This is a genomic window from Sediminicola luteus (genome assembly GCF_002514735.1).
Lineage (GTDB): Bacteria > Bacteroidota > Bacteroidia > Flavobacteriales > Flavobacteriaceae > HQA918.
In genome coordinates, this window is the sequence record NZ_NBWU01000001.1 from 177,880 (window position 1) to 196,059 (window position 18,180).

13 protein-coding genes are annotated in these 18,180 nt (G+C 43.5%); 10 read left to right on the forward strand and 3 right to left on the reverse strand.

Features of this window, described 5'->3' with window-relative positions; translation table 11 throughout:
• The first annotated feature begins 80 nt into the window (after positions 1–80).
• From B7P33_RS07615 to rodA, 5 genes are read left to right on the forward strand one after another with little or no spacing between them, the layout of a single operon-like run.
• On the forward strand, positions 81–1,109 hold the full coding sequence (locus B7P33_RS07615; protein ID WP_097441387.1) for a rod shape-determining protein: 1,029 nt from the start codon (positions 81–83) through the stop codon (positions 1,107–1,109).
• Positions 1,110–1,153: 44 nt separating this feature from the next.
• Positions 1,154–1,972, forward strand: coding sequence for a rod shape-determining protein MreC (gene mreC / locus B7P33_RS07620; protein ID WP_097441388.1), 819 nt, complete (start codon positions 1,154–1,156; stop codon positions 1,970–1,972).
• Entirely contained in the window at positions 1,962–2,471 is a 510-nt protein-coding gene (locus B7P33_RS07625; RefSeq protein ID WP_097441389.1) for a rod shape-determining protein MreD, read from the forward strand. Before mreC ends, B7P33_RS07625 begins: the two co-directional genes overlap by 11 nt.
• A 12-nt stretch (positions 2,472–2,483) precedes the next feature.
• Entirely contained in the window at positions 2,484–4,349 is a 1,866-nt protein-coding gene (locus B7P33_RS07630) for a peptidoglycan D,D-transpeptidase FtsI family protein (RefSeq protein ID WP_097441390.1), read from the forward strand.
• Positions 4,339–5,619 carry a rod shape-determining protein RodA gene (rodA, locus tag B7P33_RS07635; protein ID WP_097442270.1) on the forward strand — a complete coding sequence of 427 codons (1,281 nt, stop codon included), beginning with the start codon at positions 4,339–4,341 and terminating at the stop codon, positions 5,617–5,619. The genes B7P33_RS07630 and rodA overlap by 11 nt, the downstream gene beginning before the upstream one ends.
• A 113-nt stretch (positions 5,620–5,732) precedes the next feature.
• Here rodA and B7P33_RS07640 read toward each other — a convergent pair whose 3' ends face one another.
• Positions 5,733–6,536, reverse strand: a complete 804-nt coding sequence (locus tag B7P33_RS07640) for a DNA/RNA non-specific endonuclease (protein WP_097441391.1) — start codon at positions 6,534–6,536, stop codon at positions 5,733–5,735.
• 314 nt (positions 6,537–6,850) lie between these two features.
• Between B7P33_RS07640 and B7P33_RS07645 the strand changes: the two genes are divergently transcribed.
• The 5 genes from B7P33_RS07645 to B7P33_RS07665 are packed head-to-tail and all read left to right on the forward strand — an operon-like array spanning position 6,851 to position 15,114.
• Positions 6,851–9,568, forward strand: coding sequence for a TonB-dependent receptor (locus B7P33_RS07645; protein ID WP_097441392.1), 2,718 nt, complete (start codon positions 6,851–6,853; stop codon positions 9,566–9,568).
• A gap of 6 nt (positions 9,569–9,574) precedes the next feature.
• Positions 9,575–11,368, forward strand: coding sequence for a hypothetical protein (locus B7P33_RS07650; RefSeq protein ID WP_097441393.1), 1,794 nt, complete (start codon positions 9,575–9,577; stop codon positions 11,366–11,368).
• Positions 11,369–11,415: 47 nt separating this feature from the next.
• Positions 11,416–12,612: a DUF4249 domain-containing protein gene (locus B7P33_RS07655; protein ID WP_216359367.1), complete on the forward strand. Its 1,197-nt coding sequence runs from the start codon at positions 11,416–11,418 to the stop codon at positions 12,610–12,612.
• Positions 12,613–12,621: 9 nt separating this feature from the next.
• A complete protein-coding gene (locus B7P33_RS07660; RefSeq protein WP_097441395.1) occupies positions 12,622–13,842 on the forward strand; it encodes a DUF4249 domain-containing protein in 1,221 nt (406 codons plus the stop codon).
• Between the two features lie 15 nt (positions 13,843–13,857).
• Complete coding sequence (locus B7P33_RS07665) at positions 13,858–15,114, forward strand: DUF4249 domain-containing protein (RefSeq protein WP_097441396.1); 1,257 nt, start codon at positions 13,858–13,860, stop codon at positions 15,112–15,114.
• An 11-nt stretch (positions 15,115–15,125) separates the two neighbouring features.
• Here B7P33_RS07665 and B7P33_RS07670 read toward each other — a convergent pair whose 3' ends face one another.
• Both B7P33_RS07670 and B7P33_RS07675 read right to left on the reverse strand, forming a co-directional pair.
• Positions 15,126–15,518 (reverse strand): group III truncated hemoglobin, encoded by a 393-nt coding sequence (locus B7P33_RS07670; protein WP_097442271.1) that lies wholly within the window; start codon positions 15,516–15,518, stop codon positions 15,126–15,128.
• 430 nt (positions 15,519–15,948) lie between these two features.
• A complete protein-coding gene (locus tag B7P33_RS07675) occupies positions 15,949–18,075 on the reverse strand; it encodes a carboxy terminal-processing peptidase (RefSeq protein ID WP_097442272.1) in 2,127 nt (708 codons plus the stop codon).
• Positions 18,076–18,180: the final 105 nt, after the last annotated feature.

An 18,180-nucleotide genomic window follows, 5' to 3' on the forward strand; every position in this document is an offset into this window, starting at 1 on the left:
TACATTTTTTTTCGAAATAGCGCGCAGCTTTTGTTAATTTTGCCGTAAACCTTTACTTTTAGAGCTAAACCTAATTTTGCATGGGATTTTTTGACTTCCTCACTGAAGAAATTGCCATTGACCTCGGCACCGCTAACACCCTGATCATACACCAAGACAAAGTCGTTGTAGATAGCCCATCTATTGTGGCCCGAGATCGTATTTCGGGCAAAATAATCGCCGTGGGTAAAGAGGCGAATATGATGCAGGGCAAGACCCATGAAAACATAAAGACCATTCGTCCGTTGAAAGATGGGGTTATCGCCGATTTCGACGCCTCCGAAAAGATGATCAATATGTTCATCAAGGGAATTCCGGCCTTAAAAAAGAAATGGTTCCCACCAGCCCTTCGTATGGTTATCTGTATTCCTTCGGGTATTACCGAGGTAGAGATGCGTGCGGTAAAAGAATCGGCAGAAAGGGTAAACGGAAAAGAGGTATACTTGATTCACGAACCCATGGCTGCGGCCATTGGTATCGGTCTCGATATTATGCAACCCAAAGGCAATATGATCGTTGATATAGGTGGGGGTACTACCGAGATTGCGGTTATTGCGCTTGGAGGTATCGTTTGTGATAAATCGGTAAAGATCGCGGGTGATGTATTCACCAACGATATCATCTATTATATGCGTACACAGCACAACCTCTATGTAGGAGAAAGCACGGCTGAGAACATTAAGATAAAAATCGGCTCGGCTACCGACGATCTGCAAGACCCACCAGAGGATATGAGCGTACAAGGCAGGGACCTACTGACAGGGAAACCCAAACAGGTAGACATTTCGTACCGAGAGATCGCCAAGGCCTTGGATAAATCTATTTTAAGGGTTGAAGATGCCGTTATGGAAACCCTTTCGCAAACCCCACCAGAACTGGCCGCCGATATTTATAATACCGGTATTTATTTGGCCGGTGGCGGATCTATGCTACGCGGATTGGACCGTAGGTTATCCCAAAAGACCGATTTGCCCGTATATATTGCCGAGGATCCGTTACGAGCTGTAGTACGAGGTACCGGAATCTCTTTGAAAAACCTTGAAAAATATAAGAGTATCTTAATCAAATAAGGCTATTCCCGTGATACCCGCGGGTATCGCAACTAACAGAGGGCATGCAACAGATCATTAATTTTCTTTTACGGAATAAAAACTCGCTGCTCTATGCCTTTTTGTTTTTTATTGCCTTGGTGTTCACCATCAATTCCCGAACCTTTCATCAAAGCAAATTCTTTAATTCGGCGAATTGGGTCAGCGGTAATCTGTATACTTTTTCGAGCAACATCAGTGGTTATTTCGGATTAAAAGAAGACAATCTTGAACTGGTGGCCGAAAATGAAAGGTTGCGCCGGCTGCTCTTTAATAGAGAAATGACCGATACTGTAACCCTAGACTCGAGCCTTAACCGTTACGATGTTGTAAGTGGCCGTGTCATTAAAAACAGTTTCTCTGGCCCTCGTAATTATATTACGATCAACAAAGGAAGCAACGATGGGCTAACCCAAGATATGGGCGTGATTAGCCCGAATGGTATTCTGGGCATTGTAGAGAATACCTCAGCCAACTTTGCCACTGTTCAAAGTATTCTAAATACCAAGTCGAACATTAACGCCAAATTAAAAGGCACCGATTATTTTGGCTCGCTCACCTGGAACACCCAAGATTATAATACGGTACAATTGGTAGACATACCCCGTTTGGCTCCCATTGCCGTGGGCGATACGATCGTAACCGGATCTATGTCGAACATTTTTCCGGAGCATATTCCCATTGGAACCATAACCGCCTTTGAACTTACCGCTTCCGAAAGTTTTTACGAAATCGAGGTACGATTATTCAACGATATGGGTAACCTAAGACAGGTGTACATTATCAAAGACCGCCTTAAATCCGAAATCGAAGAACTCCAATCCAAAACCGAAAATGCGCAATAACGAACAGCTACAGATCATAGTCCGTTTTTTGGCGCTGTTGTTCGCACAGTTCCTCATTTTCAACCGCATGGATTTTATGGGATTCATCAATCCTATGGTCTATCTGTTGTTCTTGTATTGGTTTCCGATAAAAGAACGGCCGGCCGCTTTGTTATTATGGAGTTTCGGACTCGGACTTTTGATCGATCTGTTCTCCGATACCATGGCTATACATACCGCTGCGATATTGACGGCCGCTTTTTTTCGGCCGGCCATTATGCGTTTCTGTTTTGGGGTCAATTACGAATTCCAGAGTTTTAAACTCAGTCAAACCACCAAGGCCCAGAAAATAACCTATCTGGGCTTATTGATCGTGGTACACCATATTGTTTTCTTTGCCTTGGAAGCTTTTGGATGGTCGCATTTCTTTTCAATAAGTAAAAAAGTCTTGGCCACGGCTTTGGCTACCTTAGTCATTTGCTTATTGCTGATATCGCTTTTGGGTCGTGATAAATCGTAACTTTGGGTAGGCATGAAGAAGATTTTACTTTCCTCGATTATCGTACTGGTGGGTTTCGTATTCATTGGCAGGCTGTCGTATCTGCAACTTATCCGCTTTTCACCAGAGGTATTGGATGATACGGCGGTAAAGAAGATTTTCGACTATCCGGAACGAGGTTATATCTATGACCGAAACGGTGCCCTTTTGGTGGCCAACCAACCGGCATACGATGTTATGGTCATACCCCGGGAAGTAAAACCCTTGGACACCTTGGAGTTTTGCAAATTACTCGATATTGATAAAGCTACTTTTGTAAAGACCATGCAAAAAGCTCGGAGGTACTCACCACGTTTGCCCTCGGTATTGGTACCTCAATTATCGCGGGAAGATTATGCCACCTTGCAGGAGAAAATGCGTAAATACGATGGCTTCTATATTCAGAAGCGATCCTTACGGCTATACGATACGCCATCGGCGGCCCATGTTTTGGGTTATATCTCAGAGGTGAATAATGCCGACCTAAAACGAAACCGTTTTTATGTGGCCGGGGAATTGATTGGTAAGACGGGGGTAGAAAAATCGTATGAAGATGTATTGCGTGGCCGAAAAGGGGTAAAACACATCCAAAAGGACCGTTTTAACCGTGACATTGGCCCTTTTAAAGACGGAAGCTATGATACCCTACCGGAACACGGAAAATCGATAAGGATCACGCTCGACAAGGAGCTTCAAGAATATGGCGAACGTTTAATGGTAGGCAAACGTGGTGGTATCGTAGCCCTGGAACCCAGTTCTGGTGAAATACTCACCTTAATTTCCGGTCCTACCTACGACCCAGCCCTTTTGGTTGGCCGTCTAAAATCGCCCAATTACACCAAATTACACAACGATTCCATTTCCCGACCAACCTATAACCGTGCCTTATTGTCGGAACAACCTCCCGGCTCACCCTTTAAATCATTGAATGCCCTGGTAGCCTTGCAAGAAGGGGTAATGACACCAGACACCCGATTTACCTGTTATAACGGGTTCTATGTGGGCAAGACCAAAAGAGGATGCCATTGTGGTGGTGGACGTAGAGACATGGTTTCTGGTATCGAACAATCTTGCAATGCTTATTTTGCGGGTACGTTTCGAAAAATCTACGATAAATTCCCCACCACCGATGCCGGACAAGAGGCCTGGGAAAAACATATCAAAAGTTTTGGACTAGGTAATTACCTGGGCTACGATCTACCCACAGGACGCCCCGGTCATATTCCAGGCTCCAAATTTTACGACCGCTGGTATGGCGATGGACGTTGGGCCTCTTCGACGATTATCTCCAACTCCATTGGGCAGGGCGAAGTTTTGGCCACCCCGATCCAATTGGCCAATATTACCGCCGCCATTGCCAACAGGGGCTTTTTCCATACGCCACATATCATTAAACAAATCGACGGAAAAGATATTGACATTCCCGATTATACGATTCCGAAATACACCACCATAGATCGCGAGCATTTTGGACCAGTTGTCGAAGGCATGGCCAATGTATATCGTAGGGGTACGGCCAAGTGGATACAAATACCCGGCATAGATATCGCAGGTAAGACGGGTACCGCAGAAAACTTTACCCGTATCGATGGGGTTAAGACCCAGTTGACCGACCATTCCGTTTTCGTAGCTTTTGCACCGGTAGAAAACCCTAAAATCGCTTTGGCGGTTTATATTGAAAATGGATATTATGGAGCCCGTTATGCCGGGCACATTGCATCGCTACTTATAGAAAAATACATAAAAGGTGAGGTAAGCCGAAAAGATTTGGAGAAGAAGATGCTTACCAAGACACTTGAGCACGAATACGCCAAACCTTTTAGTGGCCAACCCTTTGAAATAAATGAATATGTCTGGTAGCGGATCAGCCAAAAGAATCGATTGGCTTTCGGTATTGATATTTTTGGCCTTAGTCGCCATTGGTTGGATAAACATATATTCCAGCACCTTTCAAAACACCGAGGTTTCTTTGGTAGATTTCGGTAGCTTTCATGGTAAGCAACTTTTCTTTATCGGGGCCAGTATTGGTTTGATCATACTGGTATTGGCCCTAGAGGCCCGTTTGTATGAACGTTTTTCCAGTTTAGCTTATTTAGGCTCCTTGGTTTTATTGATCGGCCTATTTATTTTTGGTAAAACCATTGCCGGGGCCACCTCTTGGTACAATCTAGGCTTTTTTAACCTGCAACCCTCCGAAATCGCCAAAGCGGCCACAGCCTTGGCCTTGGCCAAATACCTCAGTGACATACAGACCGATATTCGGAACCCAAGGCACCAACTCTATGCCTTCTTGATCATACTGATTCCGGCCTTTTTGATCATACCCCAACCCGACCCTGGTAGTGCCTTGGTGTATTTTTCATTAATATTCGTGCTATTCCGTGAAGGCCTTTCCCCCATATATCTTTTGGTAGGTTTTTGCGGTATTCTAGTCTTCGCCGCTACACTTATGTTCGGCACCATTTGGATCGCCATAGCACTGGGACTCATCATTGCATTGATCTACCTATTAAAACGGAAGAATCAAAAAATACCGATTCTTTACGTCATTGGTATTTTCGTAGTAACCGTATTATTCTCTTTATCGGTTGATTTTGTGTTCAATAACGTATTCGAACAACGCCACCGTGATCGTTTTAGCTTGTGGCTTCGCCTGGAAAAAGACCCGGCAAAACTTGAAAAAATCCGAAAGACCATAGGCTACAATACCTATCAGTCCGAAAAGGCCATAGAATCGGGAGGTTTTACCGGGAAAGGATTTCTCGAAGGCACCCGTACCAAGGGTGATTTTGTGCCCGAACAACATTCTGATTACATCTTTAGTACCATTGGTGAGGAATGGGGCTTTATGGGTACCGCCCTAGTGGTAATTCTCTATTCGCTATTATTATTGCGATTGGTCTTTTTGGCCGAACGCCAGAAAAACGATTTTAGTCGTATGTATGGCTATGGGGTGGTATCAATCTTGTTCATCCACTACTTGATCAATATCGGCATGGTAATCGGATTGTTGCCAACCATTGGTATCCCCCTACCCTTTATCAGTTACGGAGGTTCCGGTTTATTGGGTTTTACGCTGTTGTTGTTCATTTTCTTAAAACTGGACAGTAACCGAATGAACGAATGGTAAGGATTAACTTCACTATCCGGTAGTTGACGGTTTCAATCGAAAAGGGAATAACATAACGAAAAATAATTACTGAGATACGTCTTTTCTCTTTTTCTGCTCCTATTTATGGGGAATCATAGCTTTTTCCAAGTTTTTCTTTCTACCTGCGACTCCAAACGGTTCTCGAGATCGTTATCCATTGCGGCAAAAAAATCGATTCCCGTCAGTTCTTCCAAACGATCTACAGATACCGCAAAAGCAGCCAGTGGTTTTTCCGAAGGCCTATTGGGCATTAAAAACGCTATCGTTTTGGTTTGCTTATCCGTTCCGCGCACCACAATTTTATAAAAATGCTGTGGTACGGAAACATCTTCATCACCAACGCTTTTTAAACCTGGTTTAAGAACGCCACCCGTTATCACGGTAACTTCACCATATGCCTTGGCCCAATACCGTACTTTCTGCTCCAAACGGTTCCAAACCCCTGCATTGAACTCCCTGTTTTGCGGACTAACGTTACTGGTATAAAAGGTTTCGTTATAGGCCTCAAGGGAAAAACGGCGATCGCCTGCCGGACACAAATGCCCTCTATCATAACCCGAACCTTTATAATTACGCCAATCGGCCGATTTGGTCTTCACCTTGGGGTCTTCAATAAAATACGGCCGTTTACGATCATCGTAGGTCAGATGCTTCTTTTTTAGGGTATAGGCCACCCAATTGGCCTGCTCATGGGCCTCGTTATACGACAACCAATAGTGTTTATGCCCCACCAGTTGCCCTTTTGGGGTAACTGGTAGGTAATCTTTGTGAATTTCCGTACCTGGCTCACTGGAATGGTGCGGCACATAGGTTTCGGTAAGCCAAACGTTTTCGACCAACCAAAACAACACAGCTATGCTTAAACCGGTCAAGGCATATATATACTTGCGATTCATAGTCAAACTTCACAAATTCATCAATTTAACCCTTTTCCTATACTCCCAACAATAAAATCAGAAAATACGGAGCCATTAAAGCGCAGGTTTCTGACATCAAAAATATGTTTGTTTGTTATTTATCCTAGCATTTACACTCTTTTCACCTTATTTAGAAAGATTATCAAGAATTATACTTATTTTCAGTGGCGTCAAATGCCAACTCAAATAATTCACTTTTGGAAAACTTAGCTTCGGAAAGATGCACTGGGACCCTATCTCATAACGGCATCTTAAGGATTCTTGTTCTTATCGTTTTTTCATTTCAATTGTCAATGGGGCAACAAGTAAATGGGATTACCAAGAAGTATGAGAACACCTCCATCATTACCATTATCGAAGATTTGGAGGAAACCTATGGGTATCGTTTTTATTTTAATCCGGTCTGGCTCGAGGGCAGAAAGGTCAGTATTGAAACTACCAATGCCTCATTAACTGATTTTCTTGAACGATTATTCTCCAATACGGAGCTCAATTATTATTTACAAGATGCGAACCAGGTTATTTTACTACGCAACAATATCGTGTACACCGAATTGCCCAATGGTTTTTTTAAGGAGTTGCAAAGCACGGGGAATTCGAATACGGTGGTTAAAGCGGAGTCCGTAGCACCTATTTTCTACGATTTTGAAAACACCCAACAGACGGAGAGCCTAGAGACCATGCGGGTAGGAAAATCTAAAGCGGACAATGGCAATGGGCCTTTTACCGTACAGGGAAAAATAATTAATGGCAAGACCGGCGAACCCATCGCGGATTTGGTGTTACGTGCTAAAGGCACGGGAAAGCGTACCATAACTTCAGGTAATGGAACGTACAGCCTATTATTGAATAAAGGCACCTATGAAATGGAAGCCCTGGCCATGGGTATACAAGACACTAAATTCAGATTGATCGTATATGATTCCGGAGTATTGGATCTAGCCCTTAATGAGAGCTTGGAACAATTAGACGAAGTAATCCTGGAGGCTGAAGCTATTAAAAACGTTGAGGATGTAAATACAGGTACCAATCAAATTAATTCTGAAGAATCGAAAAACATCCCTCTGGTTTTGGGTGAGCGCGATATTTTGAAAGTGGCGACTACCCTTCCTGGAATAAGTAATGCCGGGGAAGGTGCTTCCGGTTTTAATGTCCGGGGGGGTAAAACAGACCAAAACCTAATTCTATTGGACGATGGGGTGGTATATAACCCGACCCACTTCTTTGGTTTTTTCCAAGCCTTGAACCCGTTTACTACCGAAGGGGTCGATATTTATAAAGGTAGTATTCCGCCACAATTCGGAGGGCGCCTATCTTCTGTATTCGATATTACCACCAAAGACGGTAATATGAACGAGCTAAAAGGGGAAGCCTCCATAGGCGCCGTAACCAGCAATATTGCCCTAGAGGTACCCATTAAAAAAGACAAAGCATCCCTTATAGTTGGAGGGCGTACCACCTATTCCGATTGGATTCTGAAAGTGGTGGACGACGAGCAGCTTAAAAACAGTGAAGCCTCTTTCTATGACATGATCGCCAAATACACCCATAAAATAAACGACAACCATACCTTAAGGGGATCGGCCTATTACAGCAAGGATAAATTCAGTATTACCAACGACTCGCTATACAATTACAGTAACCGATTGTTTTCCCTATCGTGGGACCATAAATTCAATGAAAAGCATACCGGAAAAGTTCATGTGACCAACAGCCAGTATCAATTCGGTATCGATTATGATGGCCAGGCGAACACCGATTTCAACCTGGGTTACGATGTAACGGAAACGGAGTTTAAATACGACCTGAACTACTTTCACAATAAAGACCATAGCTTCAACTACGGTATTGCCGCCAAACTCTACGATATCAATCCGGGAGGTATAGACCCTGCAGGTAATGAATCGCAGGTAACCCCTTTACATATTCCCAAGGAAAGGGCCATTGAAGGGGCCCTTTATATCGGTGACACCTATAATGTTTCACCTAAATTGAGTTTTAATCTTGGGCTGCGGTATTCATTTTATGCCTTTTTGGGCGAAACCACTACCCGGGAATACGCCCCTGGTCTTCCGCTCAGTGATGCTACCCTAACCGGGGAGACCGAATACGATAAAAATGAAGTGGCCCAATCGTACAATGGACCGGAAGTTCGGGTTTCGGGCCGCTACTTTATTCAACCCGACCTCTCTATAAAGGCCGGTTTCAACACCGCTTATCAGTATATTCATTCCTTAAGTAACAATACCACGGTCTCGCCCATAGACACCTGGAAATTGTCCGATAACAATATTGAACCCCAACTGGGCTACCAATACTCTTTGGGTGTATACAAAAACCTAAAGGAAAATGAATACGAACTCAGTTTGGAGGGTTATTACAAAACCTCGGAAAATATCACCGATTTTAAGACCGGGGCCAATATTTTACTGAATGAAACCATAGAACAAGAAGTTTTACAAGGCGATGGCAAAGCTTATGGGGTTGAATTTTTATTACGCAAGAACCGCGGTCGCCTTAACGGTTGGTTGGGGTATGCCTATTCGCGTTCCTTGCAAAAGTTCGATAGTGAGTTCAGTGTAGAACGGATTAACAACGGCGAGTTTTTTGCCACCAATTATGACAAGCCCCACGATTTTAGCCTGGTGGCGAATTATAAGGTTACCAACCGCTATAGCCTATCGACCAACCTGATCTACCAATCCGGAAGGCCCGTAACCTACCCGGTCGGGTCGTACCGTTTCAATAATGCCGATTATGTTCTTTATAGCAATCGCAACGAATTCAGGATCCCGAATTATTTTAGATGGGATATTGGCTTGAATATAGAGGGTAACCACCGTATTAAAAAGCTTACCCATAGCTTCTGGACCATTTCGGTCTATAACGTCTTAGGCCGCAACAACCCCTATTCGGTTTTCTTTGTCACCGAAGACGGTGAAATCAAGGCGTACCAAAGCTCAATTTTTGCTATTCCGGTACCTTCCATCAGTTATAACATCAAATTTTAATGCCCCATGGTTCTTTTAGAAAATTTCAAAGGGTTCGGTAAAATAAAAAGGGTAGGCCTACTCTTTGGTGCAATCCTCTTATGGTCCGTGTCTACCCAGGCCCAGGCCTACGTTCAGAACCAAGAAGGACTGGATCGTATAAAAAAGACCCCGCTCGAAACTATATATGCGCAAACCAATACAAGCTTGGCCATGCCGGGCGAATATGTTTACTTTAGTATCTATTGTTTGAACGCGGTTACCCATAGGCTGTCGGATATTAGCAAGGTAGGCTATATCGAATTGATCGATGCCCAAGGGCAATCTTTGATCCAACAACGTATACGTTTAAAAAAGGGATTGGGCAAAGGGGAACTTTTCATTCCGACCTCCTTTGGTTCGGGCAACTATAAACTTATTGCCTATACGCACTGGATGCTCAATGCCGGGATAGAACAGCTGTACCAAAAAGATTTGGTCATTGTTAATCCATACCAAGGTAGTCCAGAAAACTTTACCTCCAACGATACCACTTTTACTTCTGTCGCTCCCGAGGCCATACCCTCTTCCTTGGTTGGGATCGACAACAATAAAGGCAACTACGGTCCTCGTGAAAAAATCGCGTTGACCCTGAGACCATTAAAAAGTAAATTGAGCGTAGGTAGTTATACCCTTTCCGTGCGGGAATTAGCCCCTGAAATGGCCCCTCCTACCCAGGCCTTTACCGAAAAAGCACAAAATAGGGGCCAGTTAAAAAAATACGTAGATGCCGAATTGGGCAGTTTCGTATTTATACCGGAGACCCGAGGTGCTTTGGTGGCTAAAAAAGTAACCTATAAAGATACCGGGGAGCCCGTAAAAAACCAGAAGGTACTACTTTCCCTGCCCGGGACCGAGTTTGGGGTAATGGAGTCGGAAACGAATGAAACCGGGGTGTTCTTTTCCTATGTCAGAAAAGCCTATGACACCGATCGTTTAGTGGTACAATTGGCCGACACCACCAAACAAGGTCTTGTTTTGACGGATATTCGCCTCGACAAAAAACCTTCGTTCGAGAACTTGACGTTTTCCGATTACAAGGTAAGCCCCTCGGATAAGACCTGGATCTTAAGTAGAAGTGTGGCCAACCAGATTGAAAACGCCTATATAGGGGATAAAAAAGATACCCTGAACCAAATACCTGTGAGTGGCGACTATGCCAATTATGAGATAGAAACCTATTTACTTGACGATTATAACCGCTTCCCCACCGTAAAGGAAAGTTTGATAGAAGTGGTACCCCATGTTGGGGTAAAAATCGATAAGAAGTGGCATCATACCATTTGGATCAGGGAAAACTATAAATCAGGAAAATTCGATGGTTATGTGAACCTACCTCCTTTGATCTATATAGATGGGGTCTTGGTTTTCGATGTAAAAAAAGTACTGGAATTCGATGCGGAAAAGGTAAAATCGATAGGTTTTACCAGGGAGCGCCTTCAACTTGGAGGCAAAACCTACAAAGGCGCTTTGTTCATTACCACCAAAAGTGGCGATTATAACGAGATCATTCGCCATTTTGACCTAAGTGCTGCTGAATACCCCAAGCCATTACCCGAAAAAAGGTATTACCAACAAGCTTATGGCAAAGATCCCGAAAAGGAAAAGCGGATACCGGATTTTAGACGCCAACTTTTTTGGAAAACCCATATAAGTTTGGCCCAAGACGAAAACATTGAGTTTTTCAGTTCCGACGCCAAAGGCACCTATGAGTTACGTTTGGAAGGTTTTACCGATTATGGCAAACCCGTAACCATGACCTCCTATTTTGAAGTAAAATAGCACAGTACATGTTTTTCGGCCGTAAAATATCCAGATTGCTTTTCAGTATGCTTTGCCTACTGCTACTTTCTTGTGTCGAAGAATTTGTGCCGGAAAATACCCCCTCCGAAAATCAGCTTTTAGTAGTTGATGCCCTCGTTACCAATGAGGTCAAAAAACAACAAGTCAGACTTTGGAAAACGGCGAACATAGGGCCAGAAATAGAACCAGTCCCCGAGACCGGGGCACACGTAGAAATCGTTGAGAACGAATCGAACACCTTTGTGTTGAACGAAATCGCGCCTGGGATCTATGAGTCGGAGCGTGCTTGGGGCGTACAGTCCCAGCAAACTTATAGGCTGTATATTACCCGTAGCAATGGCCGGTCTTACCAATCTAACAATGTAACGGCCCCACAGCCCTCCATTATCGAAGAAGTGCAGGCCGTGGCAGCTAACGATGACCAAGGTGAACGGGGTATGGCCATACTTGTAAGCTCTAACGACCCTTCGCAAAACTCTAAGTTTTATAGATATGAATACTCCGAGGCCTATAAGATAATAGCCCCAGAATGGAGTCCGTTTGAATTTGATGTAATCAATCGTGAATACCCGAACTACGAAGTTGGCATCAAACTGAACGAAAACAACGAGGAAATCTGCTACGGTGCCGGCCGATCCAAAGATATCCTTCAGTTTTCAACTTCAAGCCTATCCGAAGATCGAGTTGTCGATTACCCGGTTCGTTTTATACCACAATCGAGTTATACAATCAGCCATCGGTATACCATTGAGGTGAGCCAATACGTACAAACCCCAGATGCCTATACGTTCAGCGAACAACTCAAGGAACAAGAAGGCGGACAAAGCCTACTTTCCACGGTCCAACCCGGATTTTTACAGGGTAATGTACGATCTGAAACGGATAAAAATGAGCGGGTGGTTGGTTATTTTGATGTAAGTACGGTAGATCGCCAACGCATATGGGTAAATTATGCCGAGTTATTCCCTGGGGAGGCCCTACCCCCATATGCCGTAAATTGCCAAGTGGTACTATCGCCACCCTTGTTTAGCTTGGGTGCCCACCAAATGGGCGTGCAAACCTCGCCACTTATAGAAGCTATAGATGCCCACACCATAACCTATGTCGCCGAGAACTCGGAATTCAACGATATACACGAACCCCCGTTTTATGTGGTTAAATCGGAATGTGGGGACTGCCGGTTATTGGGTAGTGAATTTAAACCGGATTTTTGGATTGAATAGGAAACGTCTATGAAAAAGATTCCGATTTTCTCATTCGTGTTTTTGTTACCGTTGTGTATGGTTTTGCTTGGGTGTGTTGAAGAATTTGAGCCTAAAACCACTTTTGAAAATGAAAACTTGTTGGTGGTTGATGCCTTGGTTACCAATCAAATCAAAACCCAAAAAATCAACCTATGGCAAACTACAAATTTAGGTGCGAATCAAGAGCCTCAACCTGAAATAAGGGCCCAGATAAGGGTAGTTGAAAACGGATCGACCACACATGCGTTTCATGAAACCTCTCCCGGTATTTATGAATCTGACAAGGAATGGGGGATACGATCACAGAACAGCTATCGTTTGCACATAACCCGTGCCAATGGTAAAACCTATGTTTCCGAAGTGGTTATTGCGCCTTCTATGTCCGAATTGGAAACTGTTGAGGCAGTTGTTGCATCCAATGCCCAGGGTGAAACGGGTATTTCCATACTTATCAATTCACGGAGTGAGGCGCAAAACTCGCATTTTTACCGTTTTGAATATGCCGAGTCTTATAAGATCATTGCCCCGGAATGGAGTCCGTTTGAATTTGATGTAATCAATAGGGAAAAACCCAATTATGAAGTGGGTATAAAAATTAACCAGTCCAACAAAAGGGTTTGTTACGGTTATGATGAGTCGAGCCAAATACTACAATTTACAACGGCTCATTTAACAGAAGATCGGATCGTTGATTATGAGGTGCGGTTTATACCGCAAACGAACTATATTGTTTCACATCGGTATACCATAGAGGTTAGCCAATATGTACAGACCCCAGATTCCTTTTCCTATTTCGAACAACTCAAGGAACAAGAAGCTGGCCAAAACCTACTAAGTACGGTACAACCTGGATTTTTACAAGGCAATGTACGATCCGAAAAAGATAAGAACGAACGCGTTGTCGGATTTTTTGATGTTAGTACGGTTTCAAGTAAACGTATTTGGGTAAACTATTCCGATATGTTCCCAAACGCCCCCTTACCGCCTTACGTTATTAATTGTATACCAAATTTTTCACCTCGCTTGATCCACCCCCAACTTGGCACATCGCCATTAATAGAGGCCCTGGACGAGCATCTGATCACCTATGTATCAGAAAACGAAGATTATCCCTTACATGACCCAAGGCCCTATTTGGTCGTAAAAGTACCCTGTGGCGATTGTTCGGTATTAGGCACCGATAAAAAACCGGATTTTTGGATTGAATAGATAGAAAGAACACTTATGAAGATGATAAAACCATTACGTTACTTGCCCATTCTCTTAATGCTTTTGAGTATAACTGCCTGCCTGGAGGAATTTATTCCGGAAACCGAAACGGGTACTCAAGGCCTATTGGTCGTAGATGCCCGCATTACCAACGAAATGAAACGGCATAGTGTTATGCTTAGCAGGACCAGCCCGATTGGTAAGGACACCTTATTATTCGAAAATGGGGCCCAGATACAGGTGGTTTCTGAAAATGCCAGTTATCCGTATACCATGGTTGGCGATGGCAATTATGTTTCCAATACGGCCTTTAGTGCGCAGCCGGGGGCCTCTTACCGACTGGAGATTACACTGGGTAACGGTAAAAAATATGCCTCCGAAATGGTAACTACGCCCGAAATCGCGGAAATCACTTCCGTATATGCCGAGCGTGAAAACAACCCTTCAGGTGAAGATGGGGTATCTATTTTTGTAGACGGTCAGGGTAGCCCTAACGGTTCAGGCCTGTACCGCTACGAATTCGAGGAAACCTATAAGGTGGTTGCCCCCAAATGGGTCGATAGGCAATTTTTGTTTTCCGACTATGATCCATGTGCCCTTCCCGTACCCACATTCAAGCTAAAAACCATACCGGAGGCCTATGAACGTAAAACCTGTTATGGGGCCGATGACTCTAAACGGATCATACAATTCAGTACCAAAGGACTCGGCCAAGACCGTGTAGAACGTTTTCCGGTCTTGTTCATTAGCAAAGACAACTATATCATTACCCATCGCTACAGTATTTTGGTAAAACAATTGGTAGACACGCCCGATGCTTTTGCCTTTTATGAAAAACTAAGTGAAATAGCCAATGGTAATGGCGGGCTATCTGGGGTACAACCCGGTTTTATAAACGGGAATATCAAATCATTGGACGATACCAATGAAGAGGTAGTTGGTTATTTTTCGAGCAGTACGGTAAGTGAAATGCGCACCTTTTTCGATTTTGAGGATATATTCCCCGGCGAAGAAAAACCTGCATTCGTAGACCCCTGTGTCATACGCCGACCCAAACTAAACCATATCTCCTATTGCTTCGAAGGGCTGGCCATGGACCCATGTCCGGTTTCATTGGTTGAGGAACTAGCACAAGATAATGTTGCCTACATAGATACGATAACGGAATCCCCTGTCTGTAATCCGGTAGAACCCTATTTGGTGGTGAACAAGCTATGTGGTGATTGTACAGTGTTGGGCACAAACGTTAAACCCGATTTTTGGGAAGATTAACCCCAAAAGCCCTAGGCCTCCTTTTTCGGCTTGGCCTTGAACATATTCAAATAAAAATGACTACCCATTTGTCGGGCACGGTTTTTGGCCAAATCGGCCCGTTCACCCTTGTATAGACCATCCAAGGTTTGGAACCAATGATTTAGCCAAATGCCGAAATGGTATTCGGTAATGCTATAATCCTCGGCCCGATCTACTTCAAAGTGTTTCCGCATGGGAAACCCCTTAAATTTGGAGACCATAAACAAATTGGTTTCCCAAAAATCGGTAAGTTGCTCCAAATGGGCAGGCCAGTCTGATATATGTTTATTGAAAATTGGACCCAACAATTCATCTTGGCGAATGCGGGCATAAAAAGTGTCTACCAAAACAAATACATCTTCCCTATTCTTAATATCGTCCATCGGATTTCTTTTTTTAGTAGTGAAAAGCTGGGGTGATACAAAGATCATGAAGGCAGGGTTAGTACACAAAAAATCAGGGTACATTCTACTCCTAGTAAACTAACCATTTCAAGGATGTAAAAATTACCCTGACTTTTGAATGTTCTGTAATCGTTATCGGGACATTAAAACAACCATTGAATTAAATGGTAAACCAATAACGTACTGGAGATAATCAAAGTGCTGTATAAGCCAATGGCTAAGGGATTGCGTTTCTTTGGTTGTGTTGGCATGCCGAAATATACGGATTCACTTTCAAATTACGAAAACGTTTTCGTTAAAACCGACCAACTGCACTCCAGGGGCCTAACTACCTTTGCCACATAAATTACCCTACAAAAAAAGGCCCGGTCAACCCGAGCCTTTTTACTAAATATTTTGCTGTTTTATATCAATCTTTAATGGCCAGTTTGCCTTTCTTTAAAGAGTTCACTTTAAGGTCTTGTAGTACATTAATGGCCTCCTCTACATAGACATCTTTGACCAATTCTTGATGCCAACGATCGCGTTTCTCACGTAACAAAGCATCTTGGTTAAATAGCTCTTTTTCGTATGCCAATGACTCAAAGGTTAATTTGTTATCGTAATCCGACATACTTTTAAAGTGCTCAATTTTTTCGGCATCGGCCTCTTTTTCGGCTATATAGGTACTATACTGTAGCGAAACCTCTTTGGTATCTTGCTGGCCTTTTAACCATTGGGCATGCTCATCGATCAATTTAATCTGGCTATTGGCCGCCATACGTTTTTCACTATCGGCTATAATCTTATCAAAATCTATATAACCATCCCATGGCTGGTACTCGGCCGGACTGATTTTATCCCAAGGTAACGGATTGTCCTGGTCCCTTTCCCCGATTTCGATATAACTATAACGGTCCGGAACCACAACATCGCTCTTTACCCCTTCTAGTTGGGTAGAGCCACCGTTGATCCTATAGAACTTTTGGGTGGTTATTTTAATCGCGCCCAAATCGCCATGTTCGTTGCTACGTACGATATTGTTCAACGGTATTACGTTTTGAACGGTTCCCTTTCCAAAGGTCTGCTTACTGCCGATGACAATACCACGTTTGTAATCTTGCATGGCCGCGGCCAAAATCTCGGAGGCCGAAGCACTCAATTCGTTTACCAATATCACCAATGGGCCATCCCACTGAATACGCTCATCCTTATCTTCATACACTTCCTTACGCTCGCCCGAAGACTGTACTTGAACAATAGGGCCATCCTTAATAAAAAGACCCGCCATTTCTACCACGGTCTTTAAGGATCCACCTCCATTGTCACGCAAATCGAGTACCAAACCTTCCATACCCGATTTTTTAAGACGCTCTACTTCTTTAGCGACATCTTTTGCGGCATTAAGCTTATTGTAATCTTCAAAATCGACATAGAACTTGGGTAAATGGATCAGTCCGAACTTTTCATGTTCTTTCTCTATACTCACCGATTTGGCATAGGCTTCTTCCAGTTTTACGATATCGCGGGTAATGGAGACCACCTCAACGGTACCGTCTACACGACGCACGGTCAGTTCTACCACGGTACCTTCAGGACCTTTGATCAATTTTATAGAATCGTCTAACTGCATACCGGTGATATCTACGGGTAATTCACCAGCCTGACCAACTTTTAGGATCTCGTCGCCGACTTCCAATAGTTTATCACGCCATACCGGTCCGCCGGAAATAACCTCTACTATCTTCACCTTACCCCTAGTACGCGACAAACGGGCACCAATACCACGGTACTTACCACTCATATCGGTATCGAATTTCTTTTTCTCTTCCGGAGCGAAGTAAAAGGTATGCGGATCAAACACATCTACGATGGTATTGAGGTATTGCACAAAATAATCTTTACGCTCCAAGGCATTCATCCAATCGTAAAAATCCTTCATGGTTTCTTGGGTCACCTTTCGGGCCTTAACCTCAATTTCCTGCTTGCTTAAAGGGGTATGCTCGCTATCTTTTTCACGGGCTTTTTCCTCGTCTTCCAATTCACTATCGTAGGTAGGAAGGTTATAATATTTCAATTGTACCCGCCAGCGTTCGGCCAAGGCCTTTTCATCTTCAGGAAAAGACTTCTCCTCATAATCGACGAAAATGCTTTCGTTTTTGGTATAATCAAATGGTTTCGCGAGTACTTTATTATGGATTTCCTCGGTCTGTGCGATCCGTTTGATCAGTCGCTGGTGGACTACATTAAAGAAATCAACCTCCGTATTACGGATCTGGTCATCGATCTGGAACTTGTACTTTTCAAACTCCGCTATATCCGATTCCAAGAAAAAACGCTTGGTAGGATCTAAAATACCTATAAAGCCTTCAAAGACCTTAACCGAAAAATCGTCGTTGATATCGGTTGGGTTGTAATGCCCTTTTTCGAGCACGTAGGTGATAAGATCTAGGAGTAATTTATCCTCGTCGGAAGTCTCAAAGGATTTATTCGTGAAACTACAAGAAGAAACCGCAATCAGGGTCATCAGTAGTAAACTGGTCAATTTTTGTCTCATTAACAATCTTTTTAGGTTATTCCTACCCATATCCATCCGCATTTGGTTGTAAAACAACCCTTCCTTTGGTTCCCCGGAAGGCTTAGGCTGCCTAAGATACAGAAA

Coding starts and splice junctions, on each gene's coding strand:
- rodA (WP_097442270.1), top strand. CDS start 4,339: ATGTCTGGTAGCGGATCAGCCAAAAGAATCGATTGGCTTTCGGTATTG.
- B7P33_RS07650 (WP_097441393.1), top strand. CDS start 9,575: ATGGTTCTTTTAGAAAATTTCAAAGGGTTCGGTAAAATAAAAAGGGTA.
- B7P33_RS07625 (WP_097441389.1), top strand. CDS start 1,962: ATGCGCAATAACGAACAGCTACAGATCATAGTCCGTTTTTTGGCGCTG.
- B7P33_RS07670 (WP_097442271.1), bottom strand. CDS start 15,518: ATGGACGATATTAAGAATAGGGAAGATGTATTTGTTTTGGTAGACACT.
- B7P33_RS07660 (WP_097441395.1), top strand. CDS start 12,622: ATGAAAAAGATTCCGATTTTCTCATTCGTGTTTTTGTTACCGTTGTGT.
- B7P33_RS07675 (WP_097442272.1), bottom strand. CDS start 18,075: ATGAGACAAAAATTGACCAGTTTACTACTGATGACCCTGATTGCGGTT.
- mreC (WP_097441388.1), top strand. CDS start 1,154: ATGCAACAGATCATTAATTTTCTTTTACGGAATAAAAACTCGCTGCTC.
- B7P33_RS07640 (WP_097441391.1), bottom strand. CDS start 6,536: ATGAATCGCAAGTATATATATGCCTTGACCGGTTTAAGCATAGCTGTG.
- B7P33_RS07630 (WP_097441390.1), top strand. CDS start 2,484: ATGAAGAAGATTTTACTTTCCTCGATTATCGTACTGGTGGGTTTCGTA.
- B7P33_RS07655 (WP_216359367.1), top strand. CDS start 11,416: ATGCTTTGCCTACTGCTACTTTCTTGTGTCGAAGAATTTGTGCCGGAA.
- B7P33_RS07615 (WP_097441387.1), top strand. CDS start 81: ATGGGATTTTTTGACTTCCTCACTGAAGAAATTGCCATTGACCTCGGC.
- B7P33_RS07645 (WP_097441392.1), top strand. CDS start 6,851: ATGGGGCAACAAGTAAATGGGATTACCAAGAAGTATGAGAACACCTCC.
- B7P33_RS07665 (WP_097441396.1), top strand. CDS start 13,858: ATGAAGATGATAAAACCATTACGTTACTTGCCCATTCTCTTAATGCTT.